Source organism: Verrucosispora sp. NA02020 (assembly GCF_013364215.1).
Classification (GTDB): Bacteria; Actinomycetota; Actinomycetes; order Mycobacteriales; family Micromonosporaceae; genus Micromonospora.
Genome location: NZ_CP054923.1, coordinates 5265334 through 5286468, shown reverse-complemented (window position 1 = coordinate 5286468; position 21135 = coordinate 5265334). Strand labels below are relative to the sequence as shown.

The window sequence follows — 21135 nt, the reverse complement described above, 5'->3', positions numbered from 1 at the left end:
GTTAGCCCTTGCGGCCGGTGCGTGCCCGAGCGTCAGCCTGACGTTGCAGCGTCTGGTAGTCCGACAGGGTCATCCGCCGGTCCCCGCCGTACACGTTGAGGGTGCTGGTGTGGGTGGTGCTCACATCACCTCTCGCCGACGGCACATACCGGCCGCCGTACCAGCCGGCCCCGATACGCAGCAGATCCTCGGCCCGACGCTGGGGGCCGAGCCGGGGCAGGAACAGTTCCCCGCCGGTGCTGGGCTCGGCGAACGCGTACATGGTGCGCGCCCCGGCATAGATGCCGCCCTGCGTCAGCTTGGTCGGTATTCCGCCCGGCCCGTACACCCCACCGAGCAGGTTGGGCGTGAGGACGATCTTGCCGTACTGCTTGAGCAGGCCGTCGATTTGAGCCTTCGGCATCCCCGACTGCGCGAGCACCTGCCGCAGTTGCGCGACGTACTGCTCGTAGACGGCGGTGGCGGTCTTCTTGTTGCCGGTCTGTTCCAGCACCGCCTGCGCCGCCCGCTCGGCCGACTTCAAGAACCCGAACAGTTCGGTCAGGTTCTCTCGCCCCACCTCGTCCTTGATGTCCAACGTCGGCTTCACCAGGCTGAAATGGTCGGCCAGCTTCGCCAAGGACTCTTCGGCGGCGATCCGGCCTTCCATCGCGGCGATGTTCTTCTCCGACGACGGGAGGCTCTTGCCCGGCACGTCGTAGCTGGGCCGCTGCGACATGGACGCCATCAGCTTCTTGATCGTCGCCGCGTTCACGCCCTGCTGACGCAGCGTCGCCCGCAGCCGTTTGATGTGGTTGTCGTAGGCGGCGTTCGCCTTCGTGATGCTGCCCGTCTCCGCGTACTTGGCCTCGGCCGCAGCCTGCGCCGCTTTGATCGCCGACGACAGTGCCGACCGGTTCTCCCGACCCTTCGCCGTCGACAGCGAGAAGCTGCGCCCATTCTCCTTGAGGCTCTTGTTCAGGTCGACCACGGCATCCCGGGCGCGGATGTACGTGTCGATCGTGTCCAACCGGCTGCCACGCTCGCGCGGTGCCGTGGCCGGCGGGCCAATCGACACCAGACCGCCAGACGCCGCCTTCGTCGCCGACATGACCCCACCGGCCGCCATCGGCACCACAGCCGCGTTGTTCCACGCCGCCGCTTCGCTCAGGATCGACAGGTTACGGCGACGGTCACCGCGACGGGGGATGTACGCCTCGCCACCGGTCTCCGGCTCTGCGAACTGCATCAGCGGCGGGTTGCTGGCCGGGTAGATGCCGGCCTTCATGACACCGCCGTCCGCCATCGCAGTCGGCGTCCACACCCCGCCATGCCGGTTGTTGCCGCGCAGCACGCGCCCACCCGGAACCCGCAGATCCCCGCTGGTCGTCCACTTGACCGTACCCGTCACATAGATGTGTTTGCTCTTGAGAGCGTCGATGCGGGACTTCAACACACGCACAGCGGCCTCAGCCTCGCTGGTCGTCGCAAAGAACGGCACCGTCTTGCTGGGCGGGATGGCTTTGAACGCCTCATGGAACTGCTGAACACCGCTGGTGGCGGCAGGGAGCCCAGGTGTGGCGATCTCCGTTGCCTTGAAGTCGGGCATCTCCCCGTACTTGGCGATGAGGGAGTCAATCTGCGCGGTGGTCAGCTTCTGATCGCCGAGCACCTTCCGAAGTTGACCCGAGTACTTTTCCCAAGCCTTACTGCCCGCCTCCACTGAGCCGGTCTGCTCGTGAACGTTGGCAGCGTGCTCCGCGCCGATCCGCAACAGGTCGATCGTGAGCTGCTTGTTCTCCCGACCCTTCGCGTTCGTCACGTCAAAGTCGGTGCCGCGCTTGTTGAGTGCCTTCCCGTTGCGCTTCAACGCCTCGGTGAGCCGGTCGACGGCATCTTCGGCCCGAATCTCCGACTCGGCGGCGTCAATCGCGGCACCGTTGAGTTCGTTGAAAATGCCGATAAGGTCACGTCCGTTGCGGACCGCCTCGCGCAGCCCGCCCGACAGCAGCTTCGTGCGCCGGTCCAGCTCAGCTACCGATCCGGCCCCGTTGTGGGCCGCGTTCTGCAACCGCTGCAACTCCGACCACGTGGACGGCAGCAGCTCCGCCAGCTCGGCCGTCGACCGACCTGACTCCGCTAACACCTTCTGCCACGCAGCCGTCACACCAGCCGTGTCGTTGGTGGTGCGCGCGTAGCCGGACATCGACGCGTCCAGCGCCCGGAACCGCTCCACCGACCCCAGGAACGAACCACCCTGGAAAATCTCGTTCAGGCTCTTGACCGGCGGAATCAGCGACTCAATCGCGCGACCAGTCTTGGCGATGAAACCGTCACCGGCAGCACCAGCAGCCTTGCTCAGGCCGTCCAGGTTCTCGCCGAACACGCGGGTAAGTTCGCCACCCACCTGGCCGGTTTCCACAAACCGCTTCACCGAGTCGGTGAGCCGGTCCACGTTGGCGGCGGCGGGCTCGAACTGCTCGAACACGATACCGGCGAGCTGTAGCGCCAGAAGCACCGTCATGGCGCGTCCGGCGACGGCAGCGAGCCCGGTCAGGCCACGGCCGGCGGTCGCACCCGCCCCGCCGAGGGCCGTCAGCTTGGCAGCAGTGCCGGTCGCTGCCACACCGAGCGCTGCAACGGCAGTCGTCGTCTTCTGCACCACCGCACCGAGCGCGACGGCGGCGATCACCGTCGACTGCACACCGTCCGGCAGCGCCTGGAACAGGTCGAACACGACCCTCAGTGCCTGCGAACCGGCGGCGAGAATGTCGAACATCGTCGCCAAGCCGTCACGGGTGGCCGGGTCGGCGAGCGCGTCACGGGCGATCGTGCCGAGCGGGCCCAGCACGTCGGCCATGCCCTCGTAGGCGGCGGTCAGCGTGTCCACGATGCCGGCAACGTCAGCGGCCGATCGGCCCGACTTGATGTAGGCGTCAAGCGTCGATGCCGCATCGGTGATCGACGCCGACTGCCGGTTGACAGCACCAACGACCTGGCCGGTGATGGCCAAAATGTCGCCGACGATCGACAGCAGCGCCCCACCGGACTCGACCCCGGTGCGGAAGAACTCGTCCAGGCTGCCGGTCTGCCGCGCCTTCTGCGCGGCGGCGTTCATCCGGTCGATGGAGCCGGCAAGCCGGTCGCCGACCATCCGCACCAGCGGATCCGCCGACATCATCAGGATCGCCCACGACCGGGCCAGGGCCTGCGTCCGCACCGCCAACTGGTCCATGAACCGGGCCGTCGACTGAGACGCCACCGACACGCCGTCAAGGAACGTGGTGTCCGTGGCGGCGTCGGTGAGGGCAGTCCACGTGCGGTCCCACGCCCTGCCGAGAATGACAGCCTCGGTGGTGAGGCGCGGCAGCGTAGTGGTCGCGAGGCGGTTGAAGTTGCCCGCCGCGCTGCCGAGGGCCGCATCCTGGATCGACTGCTGAAACGCCAGAAGTTCCGGCTTCAACCGGCCCATCTCGTTGACGAGAGCGCGAGCCGACGGCGCCAACCTGCCGAACGGGTCGTCGTTGTCGAAGATCTCGTCCAGTGCGTCGCCGACACCCAGCGTCGCCACCTTGAGGGTGCCCAGCGACGCGGCAACCCCGGTCAGCATGCCCGGCAGGACACTCGCGCCCGTCGCCGTCGCCGCCAGCAGTGGAGGCAGCAACTTCAACGAGCCGCCGGCCGCCGCAGCGCCGCCAGCCACCAGCAGCAGACCAGTGGACGCCTTCCGCCCGTAGTCGGAGGCAGCGTTCGCGGCCTTCGTCATGTCGGCGGCGGTCCGCTTCGACGTGTTGCCGAGGGCTTCCTGCGAGTCCCGCAGGCGGCGGGTTGCCCGCTCCGCCTCGGTCGCGCTCGACGTGTAGTCGCGGACCATCAGCCGCAAACGCACAGACACAGTGCGGTCCGCCACGAGGGGTCACCCCCTCAGTGCTGGTCTCCGTCGCGGCGGCCGATCCACCAACGCCGCCGTATGGATCACATACGGGGACGAGTCAGGCGAATCCTTGTGCCACTTCTCGTCCGCCCGCGTCAACACCTTGCAGGCGAAACACTCAGTCGGCGGCTCAGCGATGTACATGCGCTCGCTGGCCGGGTTGTCGGGGTCGTTCGCCGGATCGGTGCACTCGGCGAGCGGCTGGCTGCACTTGCGGCACAGGCTGGACTCGTGCCAGTCCAGGGCGAGCATCCACGCGCGTTCCCGCGCATCCCACTCGGGCTCCCGACGCGTCACCCACCGGCTCGGGCGCCCCTGCTCATCCCAAGCGACGACCTCAGTCCATTCGGCAGGCTCCCAGCCGTCGAACCTCCGCAACGACACACCCAAGGCGCGGGCAGCGGTCAGCTTCCGCCTCAGGTCGGGGTGGCGGGCGATCCGCTCAGCGAGAAAGGGACATCCTCCTCCACCCGGTTTAGCAGCCACGCAGCCGTCGCCAGCTTGTCGAACTGGGCGTCGGACAGAACCTTGTCGAGCTTCACCCACCGCTCCGGCGTCATCGCCGGCTCGAACACCGACGCCCGCACCAGTGCGGGAAAGAAGTCGGTGGCGTTGACGCCCATCGTGTCGCGGGGGTCGCGCTTGCCGGTCTGGCGGTCCTCGCGCGGCGGATACTTCGAGAACAGGTCGGCCCACTCCTGACGGCCCAACGCGCGCAGCTTGAACGGGACGGTGTGGGCGCGCATCTTCTCGACCAGATCGTCCAGCACCGGCTGTTCCAGGTCCGGCTCCGGCTTCGCCGTGCGGCTCGCCATCCGGTCGTCGCCGTCCAATCCGCCGCCGCCGCCGTCGTCGGCGTTTGCCGCACGTTCGTCGATGCGGGCCTTCACCGCCTCATACTCGGCGCGCAGCTTCCCGTTCAGGCAGAGCGGCACCACCGTTTCACGCGGCGACGCCTCATCCAACAGCAGATCGAAATCCATGTTTGCTCCCCAGCAAGTAGGTGGGGGCGGACCAGCCGTGACACCCGGCACGAACCGGCCCGCCCCCAATCAGAAGGAAGAAGGCAGAAGAGGCCGGATCAGCCGCCGCCCACGATTGCGACGTCCCGCTGCACCGGGCCCGTGATGAACAGCTTCTGGGTGATGCGGTGCACCCCGTTGCGGGTTGGGGCCTGCTTGCGCTGGATGCCAGCCTCGAACGGGATCACATCCACCAGATCCGAGGCGGCGAACGCGTCCTCGGAGTCGACCGCCCAGCGGGTCACCAGGAACGCGGCAGTACCCGGCGGTAGGGCGAGGCGGGCGCCGTCGTCGGTCGGGCTGGCCGGGTTGAACACGTACGTGATTTCCAGCGTGTCGGTGAAGTCGCCGCGCGCCTCGAAGATCTGCTTCGAGCACAGGCGCGGATCCTCTACCGTGTTCTCCGACGTTTCGGCGGCGTAGCCGTCGCCGGTCAGGTAGCACGACAGGTCGACCGAGCTGACCGCGTTGACTTCGGTGACGACCGGCGCGGCAGGGGCCGCAATCGCCTGCACGATCTTGACTGCGACGGTGCCGTTGGTGGTCACCGCCGTCGGCATGGGCTGCGTCATCGCTGCGCCCCCTTCGGACTGGTCTTGGTGGGGGCGTCGGCGGCAGGCGTGTCGGCGTCGGTGTCACCGGCGGTGGTCACACCGGCAGCCCGACTGTTCTGACCCGACAGGTCGGTGCGGTGCTTGGGGTGGCGTGGACGGCCGGTGTAGTTCTTGTCGTAGCCCTCCACCGGGGTCATGCCGGGCCGCAGCGCGGTTTCCAGCACGTCGTACCGGTGGCCGGTGGAGTCGTCTTCCACCCACACGTACGGGGTCCGGTTGGGGGTGGTGCGGGCTGCCCGCCGACCCCCGCCGAGACGATCGTTCTCGGGCACGGTGATTCCTTCCTCAGAGAGTGAGCGGGCTGCTGTGCAGCAGGAAAAGCAGGGCGGTCGTGTACACCTGCCGGCCATCGGTGGACCGTGGTGTCGGATCCGGTACCGGTGGGGCGACGGACGCTTCGGGGTCTTGCTCGATGTCGCCGCACAGGCGGCCGGCGATGGTGGGCCGTCGGCGGTGCAGGGCACGGCGGGCACGGTCGGCGGCGCCGATCACGTCCAGGGGTGTGAGGGCGACGCAGGTGATCTGGGTGCGGGTCCACACATCCCCGCCGTCACCGGCAAGCCGCTGCAACCCTGGCGTCGCCGGGGGTGGCCACACGATGTAGTGCGGGTAGGTGAGTTCGTCGTCCGGCACCTCAGGCGCACCCATGTGGACCTCGTGCGCGGTGCCGGCGCGCAGCATCGCCTCGATGGCTTCCGCATGGTCGACGGACGGTTCAACGGAGGGGGCAGTCACCAGACCACCCCCGGACCGGTCAGCTAGTCGAGCGGTTGCTTATTCCTTTAGTAAGCGGAAAGACGCCGAGACGATTAGCACATTCTTCTCGTGCCAAAGTCGACATACAATTAGGTCATGCCGCCACTGACTCCCAACAGGCCGAACGCTGCTCAACTGCGAGCGCTCTACGTCGACCAGCGAATGTCGGCAACACGCATCGCGGCGCAAATAGGAGTCTGCCGAACTTCTGTTTCCAACTGGCTCAAGGAGTACGGCATCGAGCGGCGACCTGTTCGCCGGAACTTCAAGGGTGAAGCGCCGGGGGCATCCGAACTCCGAAGACTTTACATTGACCAGGATCTGACTACCCGACAGATCGCCGCTCAGTACGGAGTGCAGCGCATAACTGTAGGACGCTGGCTTAAGGCCCACGGCATCGAACTCCGCGCGCCCGGTCAAGGGCTCGCCTACCGTGGGATCGAAGCGCCGAGCCGGGACGAGCTGTATCGCTTCGTTTACGTCGAACATCTCGGCTACCGGAAGATCGCGGAACGGTACGGCGTCACCTACAGCGCAGTCGGCCACTGGCTTGCCGCACACGGCATCGCCAAGCCGACCGTATGGCAGACCCGACGGCGCGGTCAGCATGTCCACCTGCCTGGCCCCGACGAACTTGAACGTCGATACGCCGAAGGTGAGTCCACCAGCAGCATCGCCGCAGAGTTCGGGGTTAGCTCAGGAACGATTGGACAGCGATGCCGGGAGTACGGCATCAAGCTGCGGCGCAACGGCTGGCAGGGCGGTCGCCGATGGGAATGTGCGGACGGGCACCTTGCCCGTTCGGTTTACGAACAGCGAGTCGATGACTGGCTCACCGAACATGGGTACGCGCATGAAGTCGAGCCGCGCCTGCCAGGTGATCGCCGTTACGCCGCCGACTTCCTGGTTGCTGGCATCTACGTCGAGGTTTGGGGGGTGGAAGGCTCTGCGACCTACGACGCCCGCCGCGAGCGCAAGACCAGGCTTTATCGGGAGAACGGGCTGCCGCTAATCGAACTTCCTGCATGGACGTTCGGGCGAGGCACTTGGCGACGGCGGTTGGCCGCCGGACTGCCAGACCCGATCACCTGCTAGCCATCGCCAAGTGGATCAGAAATAGCCTCGACTGCTTGGAGAAATCCGGGCGTTACTGCGTCGAGGGACGGGCCAACGAAAGGCTGAGGGGCCATTCTTGAGGTCCCGCCCTCGACCCACTTCGCGTACCGGGCCTCAGCACCCCACTCGCCATCCATGACCCCGGTGGCGGCAGAGCCGCTGAACTCGTGGCCGATACTCGACTTGAGATGGCCAGTCAGAACCGGTGCGAAAGCCTTCGCGGCAGCCTCACCGGCCAGTGCCGACCGGCGCACCACCTGCGACCCTTCGCGACCGATGCTGGCGCGTTTCGTTCGTAGCTGCGCTGCGATGACCGTCAGTTCGCCGCCGCCTTCAACCCTGATGTCGACCATCACGACTCCCGGCGGTTGATCGGCTGTTCGATGTCGCAGCCAGCGACCCGCTGCCACGACAGGCCGGACCGGGGCACGTCCACCACCCGCAGTCGCACCCCGACCAGGCTCGGATCGGACACGTCGCCGCGCACATCCACCACATCCCGCACCCGCAGTGCCGGAGCACCGGCGGGCACACGCAGCAGGTAGGCGCCGATGGCGACCACCCGATCCGCCTGCACCGTCGGCCCGCCAGTGAGGTTGGCTCGCAGCGACGCGTGACCCTCCCAGATTGGCTCGTCGGTGGCGAACGTGGTAACCCCGGTCGTCTTGTCGCGCACGCCCCCCTCACGCGGACGCGACAGCCTCACCAGCACCGTCATCGAGCCCTCCACCACCGGCCGGTGATGCTGCTCGAACTTGGGATGGATGAGTGGCGAGTTCGGCAACGGCATGTCACCACCGCCTGTACGGGGCCTGCGGATCGAAGTCGACGACCGAGAGCCCCCACGCGTCCGCGCCGTCGATCAGATCGTCTTCGTCCTGCTTGGCCTGTTCACGCAGCGACTTTGCGGACGCGCGCAGCTCGGCGCCCACCGACGGGCCGTTGGTGGTCAGGTCGTTGGTGCTGATGTGTTTGGCGATGAGCGTTTCGGAACGGGCGATCGTCTCCAACGCCGCCGCAGCCGCGCGCTTCACACTGCTACGTTCGGCCGCCAGCAGCGCCATCAACTGCTCATCAGTGAACAGCGGCGACTGCTCGGACAGGTCCGTGATCAGCAGCCGGATCATGCCCACCGGGGTGGACGGATCGGCGGTGAACGGCGAATCGCCGGTGAACAGCGGCACCACGTCACCCCCGATCACTGGCGGGTAGCGATCACCAAAACCTGCGCGGCGCCAGCCGACAACACGCCGTTGGCCTTGACGACCACATCGACGCGGCTGCCGGACACGATCGACCACGACTGCACGCCCAGCGTTGACAGGATGTTGGTGCCGCCCACCACCAGCGCCGACGCCGCGAAGCTGGTGTCGGGCATAGGTGGGCGCAGCGTCACCTGCACGGTGGCAGTAGCGCCAAGTAGTAGGGCGGGTACGGCGGCCTGCCCGGCGGACACCTTCCCGGCGACTGCTTCGAGTGCGGTGACCCGAGACATGTCGGCGGGGATGCCGGCCGGGCCTTGCACGCCCGGATCACCCTTCGGGCCTGTGGCGCCCACCGGGCCGGTCGGGCCGGGTTCCCCACGCTGACCGGCGGCCCCGACATCGCCTTTCGGCCCGGTCGGTCCCGCCAGGCCAGTTTCGCCACGTTCCCCGCGTTGACCCTGCGGACCAGTAGCCCCATCCGGGCCGGGCGGACCAGCAGGCCCCACCTCACCCCGATCCCCGGCCGGACCAGACGATCCGATCGGACCCTCAGGTCCACGATCCCCAACCAGACCGGATGGGCCACGTTCACCCGCCGGACCAGACTCACCACGATCCCCGACAGGACCCTGCGGACCAGCAGGACCGGTCGGCGGCGGATGAGCAGACAGGTGCGCCTCCACGGCGTCCCGGATCTGCTCCACCGTCACCGACGCGCCCGCCACACCCTCCGGTCCACGTTCCCCTTGAGGACCCGAAGTCGGCGGGTTGGCGCGCATCCACTCGCCGACGACAGCACGGACCACCTCTGCGGTGACCTGCGCTGCTGCTGCCGCCAAATCATCAGGCACCTGCTCGGCGCGCAGCTTCCCGTCGGGGCCGAGGGTGGCGAGACCACGCCGCTGCCCTTTCATCGTGGACGGGGTTTCGGGTGGTGGGCTGAGGGTCACCCGCGTTACTCCCTACTCGGCGTCGAGCACGCCCGCCCGGATGCAGGCGTCGATGATGTCGTTGCGGCCGTCGTCGGGGTCGTACGGCACCTTGGCGATGTTCGCCCAGGCTTGCCACGAGTCGATGCCGGAGCCGCGCCCACGGCGGGGCGGGGGTGGCGGCAGGGCCGGGTTCGACTCGGGCTCCGGATCGGGGGCGGGTTCCTGCACCGGCTCCGACTCGTCGTCGGCGTCAGGCTTGCTGTCGGGTTCCGGCTCAGACACCGGCGCCACCCGGCCGGGCCGCACCTCGGGATCCGGTTCGGTGACCTTCCGTACGCCTGCTGACGCCGGCCCCCCACCATCCGCAGACGCGGGGTGGGGAAGCCGGGCATCCAGCAGGTCATACAGGTCGCCGACCACATCGACCAGAGCAGCCAGCCACGGGCCGGACGGCCCGAACGGAGTGCCCAGATTCGGACGCGCCCGGCCCACGATCAGGCCCCAGTGCCGAGGCTCGCGACCGCCGACTTCGGGTCCATCAGCGTCCCACCCAGCACCATCCTCACCCGGTACTGAATGGCGTCGTGCTCGAAGTCGCCCTCCTCCGGGGCCACCGGGCCGCCGCCGACCCGCATCGCGTTCGGCGACTTCACCCACAGCTCCGGGGTCTCATGCCCGATCAGGAACCCGAGTTCCATGGCGGGGCGACCCACGTTCGGGTTCGCGAAAACGTACCAGGCGGTGTTGCCGTTGGTGGTGTTGACGATCGGCAGCCACGGGTTCACCACCACGGACACGCGGTTACGCATCCAGTTGGTGACGCGAAGCTGGTCACGGCCGGTGCCGTCGCCGCCGCCGGTCGCGGCCAGAATCTCCGTCGCGTTGATGATGTTGTTCGCGGCGACTTCCAGCGCCGGAGGCACCACCAGGGTCACACCTTCGACGTAGATGGGGCCGCCGTCGGTGTCCTTCTGCTGGCCGAGGGTCTGCATGGCGTACTGCAACCCGGTGATGGACAGCGGAGGGTTGGTGGGGGTGCCGGAGCCGGTGACCGTCGCGTTGATGAGGTTCCGGTTGGCGTTGGAGAAGAACGTGCCGTCGGGGCCGCCCGCGCCGGAGAACAGTTGCGCGGCGAACTTCTCCTCCGTGCGCCGGGCCGCGTTACCGAGCCGGGTGGGCAGGTCGGTGAGGGCGTCCAGGTCGTCGTTGACCATGGTTTCCCACGACACGGCGATCTGGTCACCGTACTTCGCGACCGCGTACGTGTATGCGTTGTCGGTGACCGAGCGGACCTTGTACGGGGCCAGCTCCTTCACCTGGTTGAGGGTGGCTTCGCCGCCGTCGAGGGTGAACCGCTTGACGGTGCGGAAGTCCCGGACCCGGCCGCGCTTCGCGTACGTCGGCCACTGCACGGGCCGCGTCTGGTAGGCGGCGAGAAGCTGCCGGTCGATGATGTCGCCGAACAGGACCGTGAAGTCGCTGCGGGACATCGCCTCCTGGAACGCGACGGTGGCCCGCCGGTCGCCTTCGATGGTGCCCCGGTACAGGCGGGTCAGGCCGATCAGCCGCTTCTGGTAGTCGCGGGACTCCTGGCGGCGCTGCCGCCGGTTGCCGGACAGCAGGGTGCCGTCGCCGCCGAAGATGGCGGACGTGGAGGCACTCTCGGTGCCGGCGTGGTAGGTGTCGAGCTGGCCCAGCGTCGCGGTGCCAGCGTCGAGCAGTGCGGTAGTCATGTGCGCTGGACTCCTCAGTAGCCGACGCGAACGGGGATGGTGGCGGTCGCACCCGATGACACGGCGGCCATGGCGATGCCGAAGTAGACGCCGTTGGTGGCGTCCACGTTGAGGGGCGGGGTCTGCCCGGCCTCGTAGTAGACCTTCGCTCCGGCGGTGATCGCGGCGTTACCGCCCGCGCCTTCGCCCTTCACCGACAGGTCGAACGTGCCGTCGAGGGCGCAGGTGGTGACGCCGTTGGAGTCCTCGTTGGTGAGGGCCACGCCGGGAAGCTGCCCGAACAGGACCGGGTCACCGGACTGCGGGGTGGCGGGGGACGAGCAGACGAGCGGCAGGGACTCGGTCCACATGTACACGGTGTTCTTCGCCATGATCAGGCACGTCCCTTCGCGGCGACCTTCGCGGCCTCGGAAGCGAGACCGAGGGTGTTGGAGAAGAAGTCGTCCAGTTCGGCGGTGAACCCGTCGTCCTGGGTGTGCGACTCGTCGGCGCGCTGGCCGAGCCCGTACGGCTGGCCGACGCCGGCCGCTTCCAGGGCCTCCGCGCGGGCGCCCCGCACGTAGGTGGCCTCGTCGGTGATCGTTGCCGTGATCCGCTCGGTGAGCGCGGCACCGTCCACGACACCCTCGGCGGTGGTGGGAACAGCGTCGAGGATGCGGGCGGTCACACGCGGCCCGATCTGGGCGGCCACGTCGGCGTGCTCGGGGGCACGCAGGGCGGCAGCGACAGCCTCGGACGCGGTGGCGCGGTTCCGCAGCGCGGTGTTCTCGTTCTGCTGCGCGGTGAGCGCCTGCTGCACGGTGGCGAGCTGCTGCGTCACCGGCCCCAGGGCCTCGGTGAGCGCGGCAGTCACGAGCGCCTGCACGTCCACACTCGGCGCCTCGGCGGCGATCGCGGTGGTGGCGGTGTCGACGACCGGTGCCGTCCCCGCCTCAACCGGCGCGGTGCCGGTCGTGGTACCCGACATAGCGGGTTCCTCCTTAGTGGGTGGGTTGGGTGCGGTCGGCGGGGCGCCGTCCGTCACGTCATCAGGGGTGTCCGCCGAAGCGGCCGTGTCGTCCGCCGGTGGCTTCTCGGCGGGCGGCGGGGGATCGGCTGGACTGGCGGCGGGCGCCGTCTCCTGCGCCTGGGCGGTCTCCGGTACGGCCGGCTCATCCCACAGGTCTCGCTGAAACAGCGCCGGGGCGTCCTGCTCGACGCGGGCCGTCCACGCCTGCAAGGCGTCGCCGATGGCTGCCGACAGGGTGATGCGTTCGTCGCGGGTGAGGCGGCCGTCGCCGTACATGTCGTCGCCGAGCTGGGTGAGCGTCAGATGCAGCCGCGATTCCAGCCATTGGCCGACGTTGCGCGCCTCAGCAGTGGGCACCTGGTTGCCGACGGATTCGAGGACAGACACGATGCCACCCCCCGCCGCAGGTTTGGTGACGAAGTCGACGGAGCGGCCTTCGGGAATCGACTGGACGATGAACCCGGTCCGGCCGTCACGTTCGCCGTGTTCGCCGGTCACCCACGCCCGAATGGACATGCCGATCGTGTCGGCCATGTCGGTGATCGCCTCACGCCACGGCGCGAACAGTCGGGCCTCAGCGGTCAACGCCTGCTCGGCCTCGTCCCAGCGGGCGTCGGAGGTGGTCACGGCGGCGAGGTTGCGGACACTGCCGGACGGGCGGGCGGCGTCTTCCTCGTCGGTGGCGTGGTCGACGTAGCACAGGGTGCCGGCGGGCCACGCTTTCGGGCCGTCGCGGCGCAGCACCTCGGCGGGGTAGAGATTTCCGTTGAGGCTCCACCCGGCGCGAATCAGCCGGATCGACAGGCGACCGGACTGGGTGACGGTGGCGCCGGACAGGTCGGCTTCGCGGACCGTGATCCGTTCGGCATGGTCGCTGGCGTCGGCTTCGCCTGCGCTGTTGTTGCGCTTGTCCCCGGGCCAGTAGCCCACGACCTGCTTGTGCAGCTCGGCGCAGTAGCCCTTGGGGTCGCGCATCTTGCCGTCGAGGGCTTTGACGCAGCGGGTCCAGTCACCCGGAGTGCCCCAGGCCAGACGGATTGCCCCAGGGCCGGTCGTCCAATACTTCCGAAGTCGCGCGGCGTTGCCGGCTTCGCTCAGGTCGCCGGTCGGTTCGGCTTCGGATGCTTCTGGTGCGGGCTCTAGTGGCGTCGTCGGCTCGGTCGGTGCCGACGTCTCCACCTCCGGCACGTCTTGGACGGCTGGCGCAGACTCGGCAACCATGCGGCGGGTGGCGGCGGCAGCAGCGAAAGCCGCCTCCGAGTAGCCGGCCAGCGAGGCTGTCACCCGCACAGGGGCGGGATGCTTCGGCATGGGTCGCCTCCCATCGTTAGCGCCGTTGGTTGGCGATGCGTTCGAGGTCAGACACCGGGCGGGGCGTGTACGAATCCCGCCACGCGGTGTTGGTGCGCAACTGCGCGAGGTCCGCCCAGCCGACGGCCCCGGAGCGGAATAGGGCGAGGCGGCGGGCACCCATCACCTGACGTTGTTGGGCGTCGGTGAGGGCGTCCCACGCGGCTTGTCGGTCGGGGATGGCGTCGGCGGGTTCGTCGAGGTCGATGCCGAGTTCGCGCCACGGCCGGACGTGGGGGGCTCTCCCGCATCTGCCCTGCTGGTGATCAAGAGGACCGGGGGTGTCGAGCGGGTGCACCGTGCCATGCATGGCCCAGCAGCTAGAACAGGTGCGGGCCGCGCCTTTGCCATTCACTGTCGCGAGCCACACCCAGCCGTCGAGCACGTCGGCGTTGGCTTCATGCGCGTACCGGGAAGCCACCCGATATGCGTCGAGTGTCTCCGTGCGGGCGATGTTGGCGGCTCGGGACGCGCCCCCCTCGAACGCGCCCGAAACCGCCGCGACCGCACGCCGCGCCGTTTCGAGCGGGTTCGCGCCGACCTTCACGCCGCGCACCAGCTCGCGGCGGATGGCTGCGGCAGCGTCCGCGCCGAGCGGCCGGGACTGCGCGGTGATGGCCTGCCCCACCCGGCGCCGGATCACGTCCAGGGCCGTCGGCAGGATCCGCTGCGCTGCCCGCCGCCGCATGTCGTCCCGGTAGGTGGGCGGCACCTGCGACGCGATGATGCGCGGTTCGCTGTCGGCGGTGACGGTGATAGCCAGGCCGGCGGCTGCGGTGACCGTTGCGATGGTGGCTGCGGTCAGTGCATCGAGTTCGGCGGTGGTGGCGTCGTGGGCGGCCGGTACTTGTTCGATGCGGCCGATCTCTACCGGCGTGGGCCAGCGTCCATGCTGGGCGGCCCACGCCACGAGCAGTTCGACGGCTTCACGCCACGACGGCGCGATGCGCTGCCACGCTTGCGCCCACTGCTCGGCGAGTTCACGTACGGCGTCGTCCGCATGGTCGCCGACAGCGGTTCGCATGACCCGGATGAGTTGCAGGGTGCGGGCGGTGACAGCCACCAGTCACCCCCGGGCGCGCCTACTATCGAAGTCGGCTACGCCTGATCGGGATCGACGAACCGCTGTGAGGCCGCAGCATGGTCGGGGATTTGGCTCCCCCGGCCACCTTCACGCGGGTGTTGGGGTGGCCGATCCGCACGGCCACCCCGGCACGACTCGGCATCGGTCAGATGCCGCCGCGCTCCCGGTCCGCCACCGAACCCGGCTCCGGCTCGCCCTCCACACCCTCCACGGGGGCGGGCTCCACCACCGGCGGCTCGTAGCCGTCATCGGCAGCCTCGGCGGCAGCACGGATCGCATCCGCCTGCTCCTTGATCGCGTCCACGCGGGCCTGCTGCTCGTCGGTCAGCTCACCCTCACGCAGACCCTCCACCTCAGCTTCCAGCCGCTCCAGGGCAGCCCGCACGTTCGCGGTCGACGCGTTGATGGCGTCGCGGATGCCCTCCTGTCGGCGGCTGATGTCTTCGAGTTCGTCGCTGAGCTTGCCCATCCTGATCTCCTGCCTGTGCAGTGCCGTCAACACCTGGGTAATCCCGAGGTGCTGCTGTAGATGCCGCCACACGACTCATCACCCCCGCCTGCGGGTACGCCTGCCCTTGCCTGGTGGTGCGGGGATCGGCAGCGCAAGCTGCTCGACCGCCTCTTCCACCGGCGGTTCGTCGGGCTCGTCATCGCCGTCGTCGGGGCGCATCGAACCCGGGCCTGACGCGGCAGGATCCCCACCAACCCGCGCAGCCCCCGACGGGGTGTTCAGGGGCGGCGGTTGCGGCCACAGAAACTCGCCGTCGCCGCCGGTCAGCCGCTCCACGATCTGATCCACCCTGCGCACACCAAGCGCCGTCAACAGCAGCCGCACGACCACCTCAGGCGGCACCGTGCCGGTACCCGACGCCTCCACAACCGCCGACACGACGTCGCGCATGTCCACGTCATCGAGACGCGGCCACTCGATGTCGATCGTCGTGTCGGTGTTGCCGTCCAGGCGGATGACCTGCTGACCCCAGTCGTCCACGGCCACAGACCCGGTGAGACGCCCCTTGGGTGCCTCCACGGATGCGGCGATCACGTAGCGGAGGATGCGGTGCAGCTCGGCCGTCCACACATCCCGGCGTTGGATCATGACCCGCTCGGTGGGGTCGTCCAGGGTTTCGGCGGTGGCCCGGTTGCCGGTGATGCCCGGATCCCCGAGCAGCATCGTCACCGGAATACCGAGCGCGGCAGCAACCATCGCGGCTAGGGGGCGACCCGAGTCGGAGTCGAGTGTCGCACCCGACTTGGACACGGCTTCGAGCTGCACGTCGGGCGGCAGGATCGCCGTCGCCCCGGCATGGTTGGGTTCGCCGGATGCGGGATCCCGTGACGGTGGCGCGGCAAGGCGGGTCCGCACGGCACCGTTCCGGCCGCCCGGCGCGGACGCCTTCCACGCATACCGGGACAGGGACCGCATCAGGCGGGCCCAGTCTTCCAAGAATTCTTTGTACGCCTTCGCCCAGTCGATGGCCGGGTACGCGTCCGGTATACCGCGCCGCCAACCGAGCGGCTGGTTCACGGCCACGTGAAGGACCGGCGACCACCAGTCGACCGGCCTGCCGGCGTAGGTTGCGGGCTTCGACTTGGGTCGGTAGTCGATCGCCGGATACAGCCGCTCGCGGCTCTCGCGCACCTCGTTGCCGTGCTGGTCGCGGCCGATGTGCGTCCACTTCCGCAGGTAGAACCACGGGGTGTCCGCATCCTCGGGGTCGGAAATGATCTCGGCGATTTCGTCGGCCGGCAACACCCGCGTCTGCACCCGCCCAGTAGCGGGACGTGTGAACAGGGCGAAAAACACTTCGCCGTCGCAGCCCAACCCGAACGTCTCAAGCTGGTCTCTTGCGTTGGCCCCGGTTAGCGTGCGCTGGTTCGACGGATCATCCAGGAACGCCCGGACCACGCCCTGCACATCCTGCTGCCCATCCTCCCGCCCGTTCGCGCGGGCGGTGATCTCCACGCCTTGGCCCCACACATACGAGCTGCGCAGGTTGAGGGCGTGCCGGATCAGCGGCGACTTGATCGCAAACAGGCGGCAGATCGCCCTCATCTGCTTCATCGCCTCAGGCGAAAACTCGTGCTCACCCTGGGCGGTCAGACGAATCCAGCCCGGCTCGTACAGGGCCCGTTGCAGGTCGGCAACCGTCTCCTGCAACAGTTCGTTGTTGTTGGACTCCTGCTCCAACCGGGTGAGCAGCGTCTGCATCTTCGCCTGCAACGCCACCTCAGCGGACGGGGCAACCTCGGCGACAGCGGTCTCAGACACCCGTCACCCCCAGCGAGCTACACGAGCGAAATCCCGAACTCGGCGTCGTCGGCGTCCTCGTACACATCCTCCGACGTGGGCGGCGTCGCGGTTGAGGTCAGCATTAACGCGTCAGCCTTGTCCGGCGACGGCAGGCCACGCTTCCGCATCTCATCCTTCGACTCGATTTGGATCTGACCCCGCGACGTGAACTTGTACTTGAGCGACCCGAGCTGCGCGGCGAGTTCATCGTCATCCGGATCAAGATCGATGTCGCCCGACTCGAACCTGCTACGGAGACCCCAAAACCACTCAGCACGTGCGTTCAGATAATGCTCGGAGTCGACGGCGGCGGCACCAGCCTGCATATCAACCACGTCGTGGCCGAGTTCCAACAGTTGGTCAACAACGCCACCACCAATGCCGACGCCATCCACGCGGATCTCATCCACCGCGTGGTCGCGTTTCGCCTGCACAACCTTGCCGGTCGTCTCCGTGGTGGCCTGCATGGCGTGGTCGCCGACAATGCGCGCCACCGGGCCGCGACGCAGGCAGAAGATGGTGCGGTCGGAACCGTACCGGGCCACATCCACGCCCAGCACCGCCCACGGGCCAGGCTCGGCACTGCGCTGCTGCGCGGCCAGAATCAAGGCCGGCGGGATCAGCACATCGTTGCCGATCTCAGGAAACTCGCCGAGAACCTTCGACACGTAGCGGGGCGACTCGGCACCCCACCGACGCCGCTTGTCCTCCACCCAGTCGGGGTCGAGCATCAGCGGACGCAACTCGTCCGGGAAGTCCTCGCCACTCAGGTTCGGAGTGTCGAACGCGGAGATTCGGATGCTGTTCCAGCCCGACCCCGGCTTGCACACGTCTGCGAACTCGGTGTTCGGGTCATCCGGGTTCCCCAACGCCAAGATGGTGACGTTCTGGCCTGTCGTGATCGCCTCAACGGCCGTCCACAACTGGCGGGGCACACCGCACGCCTCATCGACGATCACCAGAATGTAGCGGCGGTGGATGCCCTGGAAGCCGTGCTGGTCGGTGTCGGCGGGTTTGCGGCCCCATCCGATCAGGGTGCCGTCGTCGAGCTTCCACTGATCCGACCCGAGCACCCGCCCCGGCAGCGGGTTGCCGCGCGCCTCGGCTGTCTTCGCCGCGTTGCGGATCTCTTCCCACAGGATCGCGTGCACCTGGGCGTAGGTCGGCGCGGTGGAAACCACGAATGCTTCGCCGGGCGGATGCACGTCGATGAACCAGGCTGCGATTCGGGAGGCAACGCGACTTTTCCCCGCATTGTGGCAGCTCCGGACGGCCGTTTTGCGGTTGTGAACGACCGACTCGCACACCTCGCGCTGCTTGCTCCACAGCGTTTCACCGAGCTTGTCCCGCACCCATCCGACCGGGTCGTTGAGGTACGGGGACACAGGCGGCGGCTCGAACATGCGGGCCGCAACCTCGAACGGGTTAGCGCTCGGCGCGAACAGTGAGGCCGTCATCGCGACCTCCCGCTACACGGCAGCAGCAGACACCGAACGCAACCGGATCGGAACCACCTGAGCCGCCCTCGTCTGCTGCTCAGGCGACAGATCCAAGTCGCCGAGGATGGCCTTGATAACCCCGGCCAACATGGCGCCCTGCTGCTCGGCGAGCCGCACACGGCGCTCTTCGAGGCCCGCCCCAATGGCCTTCTCGCACACCTTGACCAGGTGCGACCTCTCGGCCCGCCACAGTTCTACCCAGACGTTGACTGTGGCGGCTCTGGTGGTGTCGACGCCGGGAAACTCGCTCGACTGCTTGTCGACTTCCTCGGTTTTGCCCCACACCACGTCTTCGGCCCGGAGCGCCTGCACCTGCTCGTGCAGCCACGCGACAGCCCCGGCGGTGCGATGCACCTCTTCCAGCAGGGCATCGCGCGGGTCGATCTCACGGGGCAGCCCGAACGTCTTCACGGCCTGCTCGGCGAGCGCCTTCTGCCCGGCCACCTTGTGGGACTTCGTGGATCCGCCGTGCATTTTGCAGCGGCCTGTCCCGGGGTGTTCGGTGCCCCAGCCTGCGGGCCGGGTGCAGAGCTGTCCGGCTCCTTCGCCGCGCCGCTTGCCGCCGCATTTGGGCTTGCCATGCCCGGTGGGCTGATCCGCTGTTGCCATGACCAGTCACCACCTTTGGAACGGTTTGGCGGGCGGTCAGGCGTCGGGGTCGAGTGCGAGGGTGACGGTTTCGGTGGCAACTTCGCCGTGGCGGACCGTGTAGCTGTGGCCGTCATCGTCGAGGCGGTGCCGAACGACTTCGACTTTGCAGCTTGGGCCGATGGTGACGCTGCGGAGGGTCGCCGGGTCGACGGGATCCAGGCCGAGGTCGCGGAGGAAGTCGAGCACCTTGGAGAGGGGCACGCGGTGCGGGTCAGCGCTCATTCGGGGACGTTCTCTTCCTTCGCCGGGTCTAGCCAGGCGGGCCACTCCACGTCGGGCGGGATCCGCACGATACGGGGCCGAGTGGCGACCTGGCCTTTAGCGTGGTCGATGATCGTGTTGCCGTCTTCGTCGTACTGGATCTCGGAGAGGTGCAGGTACCAGCCGTCGGGCTGGTAGCCGATGGCGAAGGGAACGCCGAAGTCTTCGGGGTTGAGGCCGAGGTCGCGCAGCTAGGTGAGGCACTGCTCATGCTGCGTGTCGGGCATGCCGACGGTGGTGTGGCGGCTGTAGATGTTCACTGCGGCTCCTTACGCTCGCGTCCGTCGAGGCTGTGGTGGATGTGCAGCCAGCCGTCGGGGCCGTCGTCGCGTGCGACACGTTCGACTTGGGGCCCGCAGGGGCAGTCGCCGGTGGTGTCGTGGGCGATGAGGTCACCGGTGGGGGTGACGTGCAGATCATCGGCAGCCATGTCGGCCCTCTGGAATGGCCGAAGGCCCGCCGAACCGTGAGGTTTGGCGGGCCTTGGCGAAAGTCCGAATCAGCTCCGAAGAGACACCTTCGGTGCTGGTGCGCAGAGTATCCCTTACGCCTCGACTCTTGCAACTCTCTCAACGCTTGCGCGCGGCCGATTCTGTTGCAGGTCTTTCAGGTCGGCTACCCGGTACCGCCAGCCGCTGTCGGTGTGCTCGCCGTTGAGTCGGCCGGCGAGGCGGAGGCGGCGAATGTTGGCGGTGGAGGTGCACAGGAAGTCGGCGGCGTCGGCGGGGTCGAGTAGGTCGTCGTCGTGGGCGGTGACGACTTTGGGGACCGCCCATGTTTCGCCGAACTGTTGTGCGGTGGCGTCGGCGTCGTCGCAGGCGTCGGTGTTGAGGGCGCGAAGCCGGGCCCGGTACATGTGGGCGATTTTGCGTGCCCGAACGAGGGGGTTGTCGCCGGGGTGGGGCCAGCGGTTGCGGCCGGGCTGTTTGTCGAGGTCGGGGTTCATGCTGCCGCCCGGCTGCGGTTGGGCCAGACGAGTTGGGTGACGTACTGCTGGTAGTCGTCGTGGGGCCAGGTGGTGTGGCATGCGGCGCAGTACACGTCGCAGGGGTCTTCGGGGTGGCGTGGTTCGTCGCGGTGTAGCTGGTCTTGTCCGCAGCCCGAGCAGGTGCCGGGGAGGTGGGTGGTGCGGTGGGTGCGGCCGAGCATGCCGCGTGCACGCTGGTGAAGGTGTTGGAGGTGGTGGATGGCTTCCCAGCCTTCAAGCGGGGTGGGCTGGTCTTCGCAGCCGGTGGGGTACACGTCGGCGGCTGGTAGTGCGGCGAGTTGGCGGAGGCGGGGCAGGAGGATGCGGATGGCGTCGTCAAGCTGCCGGCCGGGCCGGCGGGCGCTCTCGGGGCGTGGGGGGAGTCCGGTGTGGTCGCGGATGATTTCTTCCCACGTGGTGGCGACGTGCACGATCTCAGCCTGTAGGGCTTCGGCGGCCCCGTTGAGTGGCATGGGTGGTGCGGCTTTGCCGATGGGCTGCATGTTCAACGCCTGTGACAGTGACGGGGCTTGTAGCTGTTCGAGGTCCACGTAGTCGTAGACGAGTGCACGGGTGTCGCGTTCTCCACCGGCTAGGCAGGGGTCGCAGAGGGGAACGCTGGTGACGGGTGCGGCGGTGGGCGGGTTGGTGGTGTGGTCGTATGCGCGGCAGCGGGTGTCGGAGGCGCAGTGCCGTCCGCTGTCGGTGATGTCGTTCATGCTGGTGGTCC

22 protein-coding genes are annotated in these 21135 nt (G+C 68.3%); 1 reads left to right on the top strand and 21 read right to left on the bottom strand.

Annotated elements, in window-relative coordinates:
• Position 1: 1 nt before the first annotated feature.
• From HUT12_RS23205 to HUT12_RS23185, 5 genes are all read right to left on the bottom strand, one after another.
• Positions 2 to 3889, bottom strand: a complete 3888-nt coding sequence (locus tag HUT12_RS23205; protein ID WP_176094725.1) for a hypothetical protein — start codon at positions 3887 to 3889, stop codon at positions 2 to 4.
• Between the two features lie 440 nt (positions 3890 to 4329).
• On the bottom strand, positions 4330 to 4896 hold the full coding sequence (locus tag HUT12_RS23200) for a hypothetical protein (RefSeq protein WP_176094724.1): 567 nt from the start codon (positions 4894 to 4896) through the stop codon (positions 4330 to 4332).
• 98 nt (positions 4897 to 4994) lie between these two features.
• Complete coding sequence (locus HUT12_RS23195; protein ID WP_176094723.1) at positions 4995 to 5507, bottom strand: hypothetical protein; 513 nt, start codon at positions 5505 to 5507, stop codon at positions 4995 to 4997.
• Positions 5504 to 5821, bottom strand: a complete 318-nt coding sequence (locus tag HUT12_RS23190) for a hypothetical protein (RefSeq protein ID WP_176094722.1) — start codon at positions 5819 to 5821, stop codon at positions 5504 to 5506. Before HUT12_RS23190 ends, HUT12_RS23195 begins: the two co-directional genes overlap by 4 nt.
• Before the next feature lie 13 nt (positions 5822 to 5834).
• The gene (locus HUT12_RS23185; RefSeq protein ID WP_176094721.1) at positions 5835 to 6284 is read right to left on the bottom strand and encodes a hypothetical protein; all 450 of its coding nucleotides are present in this window, start codon (positions 6282 to 6284) and stop codon (positions 5835 to 5837) included.
• A gap of 117 nt (positions 6285 to 6401) precedes the next feature.
• Here HUT12_RS23185 and HUT12_RS23180 point away from each other — a divergent pair, with 117 nt between their 5' ends.
• A complete protein-coding gene (locus HUT12_RS23180; RefSeq protein ID WP_176094720.1) occupies positions 6402 to 7400 on the top strand; it encodes a hypothetical protein in 999 nt (332 codons plus the stop codon).
• Here the strand turns inward: HUT12_RS23180 and HUT12_RS23175 are convergent.
• The 16 genes from HUT12_RS23175 to HUT12_RS23100 form a co-directional block, all read right to left on the bottom strand.
• Positions 7397 to 7774, bottom strand: coding sequence for an HK97-gp10 family putative phage morphogenesis protein (locus HUT12_RS23175; RefSeq protein WP_176094719.1), 378 nt, complete (start codon positions 7772 to 7774; stop codon positions 7397 to 7399). The genes HUT12_RS23180 and HUT12_RS23175 overlap by 4 nt on opposite strands.
• Positions 7774 to 8211: a DUF6093 family protein gene (locus HUT12_RS23170; RefSeq protein WP_176094718.1), complete on the bottom strand. Its 438-nt coding sequence runs from the start codon at positions 8209 to 8211 to the stop codon at positions 7774 to 7776. Before HUT12_RS23170 ends, HUT12_RS23175 begins: the two co-directional genes overlap by 1 nt.
• Before the next feature lies 1 nt (position 8212).
• The gene (locus HUT12_RS23165; protein WP_176094717.1) at positions 8213 to 8605 is read right to left on the bottom strand and encodes a hypothetical protein; all 393 of its coding nucleotides are present in this window, start codon (positions 8603 to 8605) and stop codon (positions 8213 to 8215) included.
• Positions 8606 to 8619: 14 nt separating this feature from the next.
• Positions 8620 to 8799 (bottom strand): hypothetical protein, encoded by a 180-nt coding sequence (locus tag HUT12_RS23160; RefSeq protein WP_176094716.1) that lies wholly within the window; start codon positions 8797 to 8799, stop codon positions 8620 to 8622.
• A 789-nt stretch (positions 8800 to 9588) separates the two neighbouring features.
• Positions 9589 to 9840 (bottom strand): hypothetical protein, encoded by a 252-nt coding sequence (locus HUT12_RS23155; protein ID WP_176094715.1) that lies wholly within the window; start codon positions 9838 to 9840, stop codon positions 9589 to 9591.
• 212 nt (positions 9841 to 10052) lie between these two features.
• Complete coding sequence (locus HUT12_RS23150; protein WP_176094714.1) at positions 10053 to 11291, bottom strand: Mu-like prophage major head subunit gpT family protein; 1239 nt, start codon at positions 11289 to 11291, stop codon at positions 10053 to 10055.
• 14 nt (positions 11292 to 11305) lie between these two features.
• On the bottom strand, positions 11306 to 11662 hold the full coding sequence (locus HUT12_RS23145) for a DUF2190 family protein (RefSeq protein ID WP_176094713.1): 357 nt from the start codon (positions 11660 to 11662) through the stop codon (positions 11306 to 11308).
• A gap of 2 nt (positions 11663 to 11664) precedes the next feature.
• Positions 11665 to 13770: a hypothetical protein gene (locus HUT12_RS23140; protein WP_176094712.1), complete on the bottom strand. Its 2106-nt coding sequence runs from the start codon at positions 13768 to 13770 to the stop codon at positions 11665 to 11667.
• Positions 13771 to 14879: 1109 nt separating this feature from the next.
• Positions 14880 to 15203 (bottom strand): hypothetical protein, encoded by a 324-nt coding sequence (locus HUT12_RS23135; RefSeq protein WP_176094711.1) that lies wholly within the window; start codon positions 15201 to 15203, stop codon positions 14880 to 14882.
• A 78-nt stretch (positions 15204 to 15281) separates the two neighbouring features.
• Entirely contained in the window at positions 15282 to 17006 is a 1725-nt protein-coding gene (locus tag HUT12_RS23130; RefSeq protein ID WP_176094710.1) for a hypothetical protein, read from the bottom strand.
• Between the two features lie 17 nt (positions 17007 to 17023).
• Positions 17024 to 18484 carry a hypothetical protein gene (locus HUT12_RS23125; RefSeq protein ID WP_176094709.1) on the bottom strand — a complete coding sequence of 487 codons (1461 nt, stop codon included), beginning with the start codon at positions 18482 to 18484 and terminating at the stop codon, positions 17024 to 17026.
• Positions 18485 to 18496: 12 nt separating this feature from the next.
• Positions 18497 to 19135 carry a hypothetical protein gene (locus tag HUT12_RS23120; RefSeq protein ID WP_176094708.1) on the bottom strand — a complete coding sequence of 213 codons (639 nt, stop codon included), beginning with the start codon at positions 19133 to 19135 and terminating at the stop codon, positions 18497 to 18499.
• A 36-nt stretch (positions 19136 to 19171) separates the two neighbouring features.
• The gene (locus tag HUT12_RS23115; RefSeq protein ID WP_176094707.1) at positions 19172 to 19399 is read right to left on the bottom strand and encodes a hypothetical protein; all 228 of its coding nucleotides are present in this window, start codon (positions 19397 to 19399) and stop codon (positions 19172 to 19174) included.
• Positions 19400 to 19694: 295 nt separating this feature from the next.
• Positions 19695 to 19868, bottom strand: coding sequence for a hypothetical protein (locus tag HUT12_RS23110; protein ID WP_176094706.1), 174 nt, complete (start codon positions 19866 to 19868; stop codon positions 19695 to 19697).
• Between the two features lie 114 nt (positions 19869 to 19982).
• Positions 19983 to 20384 (bottom strand): hypothetical protein, encoded by a 402-nt coding sequence (locus tag HUT12_RS23105; RefSeq protein ID WP_176094705.1) that lies wholly within the window; start codon positions 20382 to 20384, stop codon positions 19983 to 19985.
• On the bottom strand, positions 20381 to 21124 hold the full coding sequence (locus HUT12_RS23100) for a hypothetical protein (RefSeq protein WP_176094704.1): 744 nt from the start codon (positions 21122 to 21124) through the stop codon (positions 20381 to 20383). Before HUT12_RS23100 ends, HUT12_RS23105 begins: the two co-directional genes overlap by 4 nt.
• Positions 21125 to 21135 lie beyond the last annotated feature (11 nt).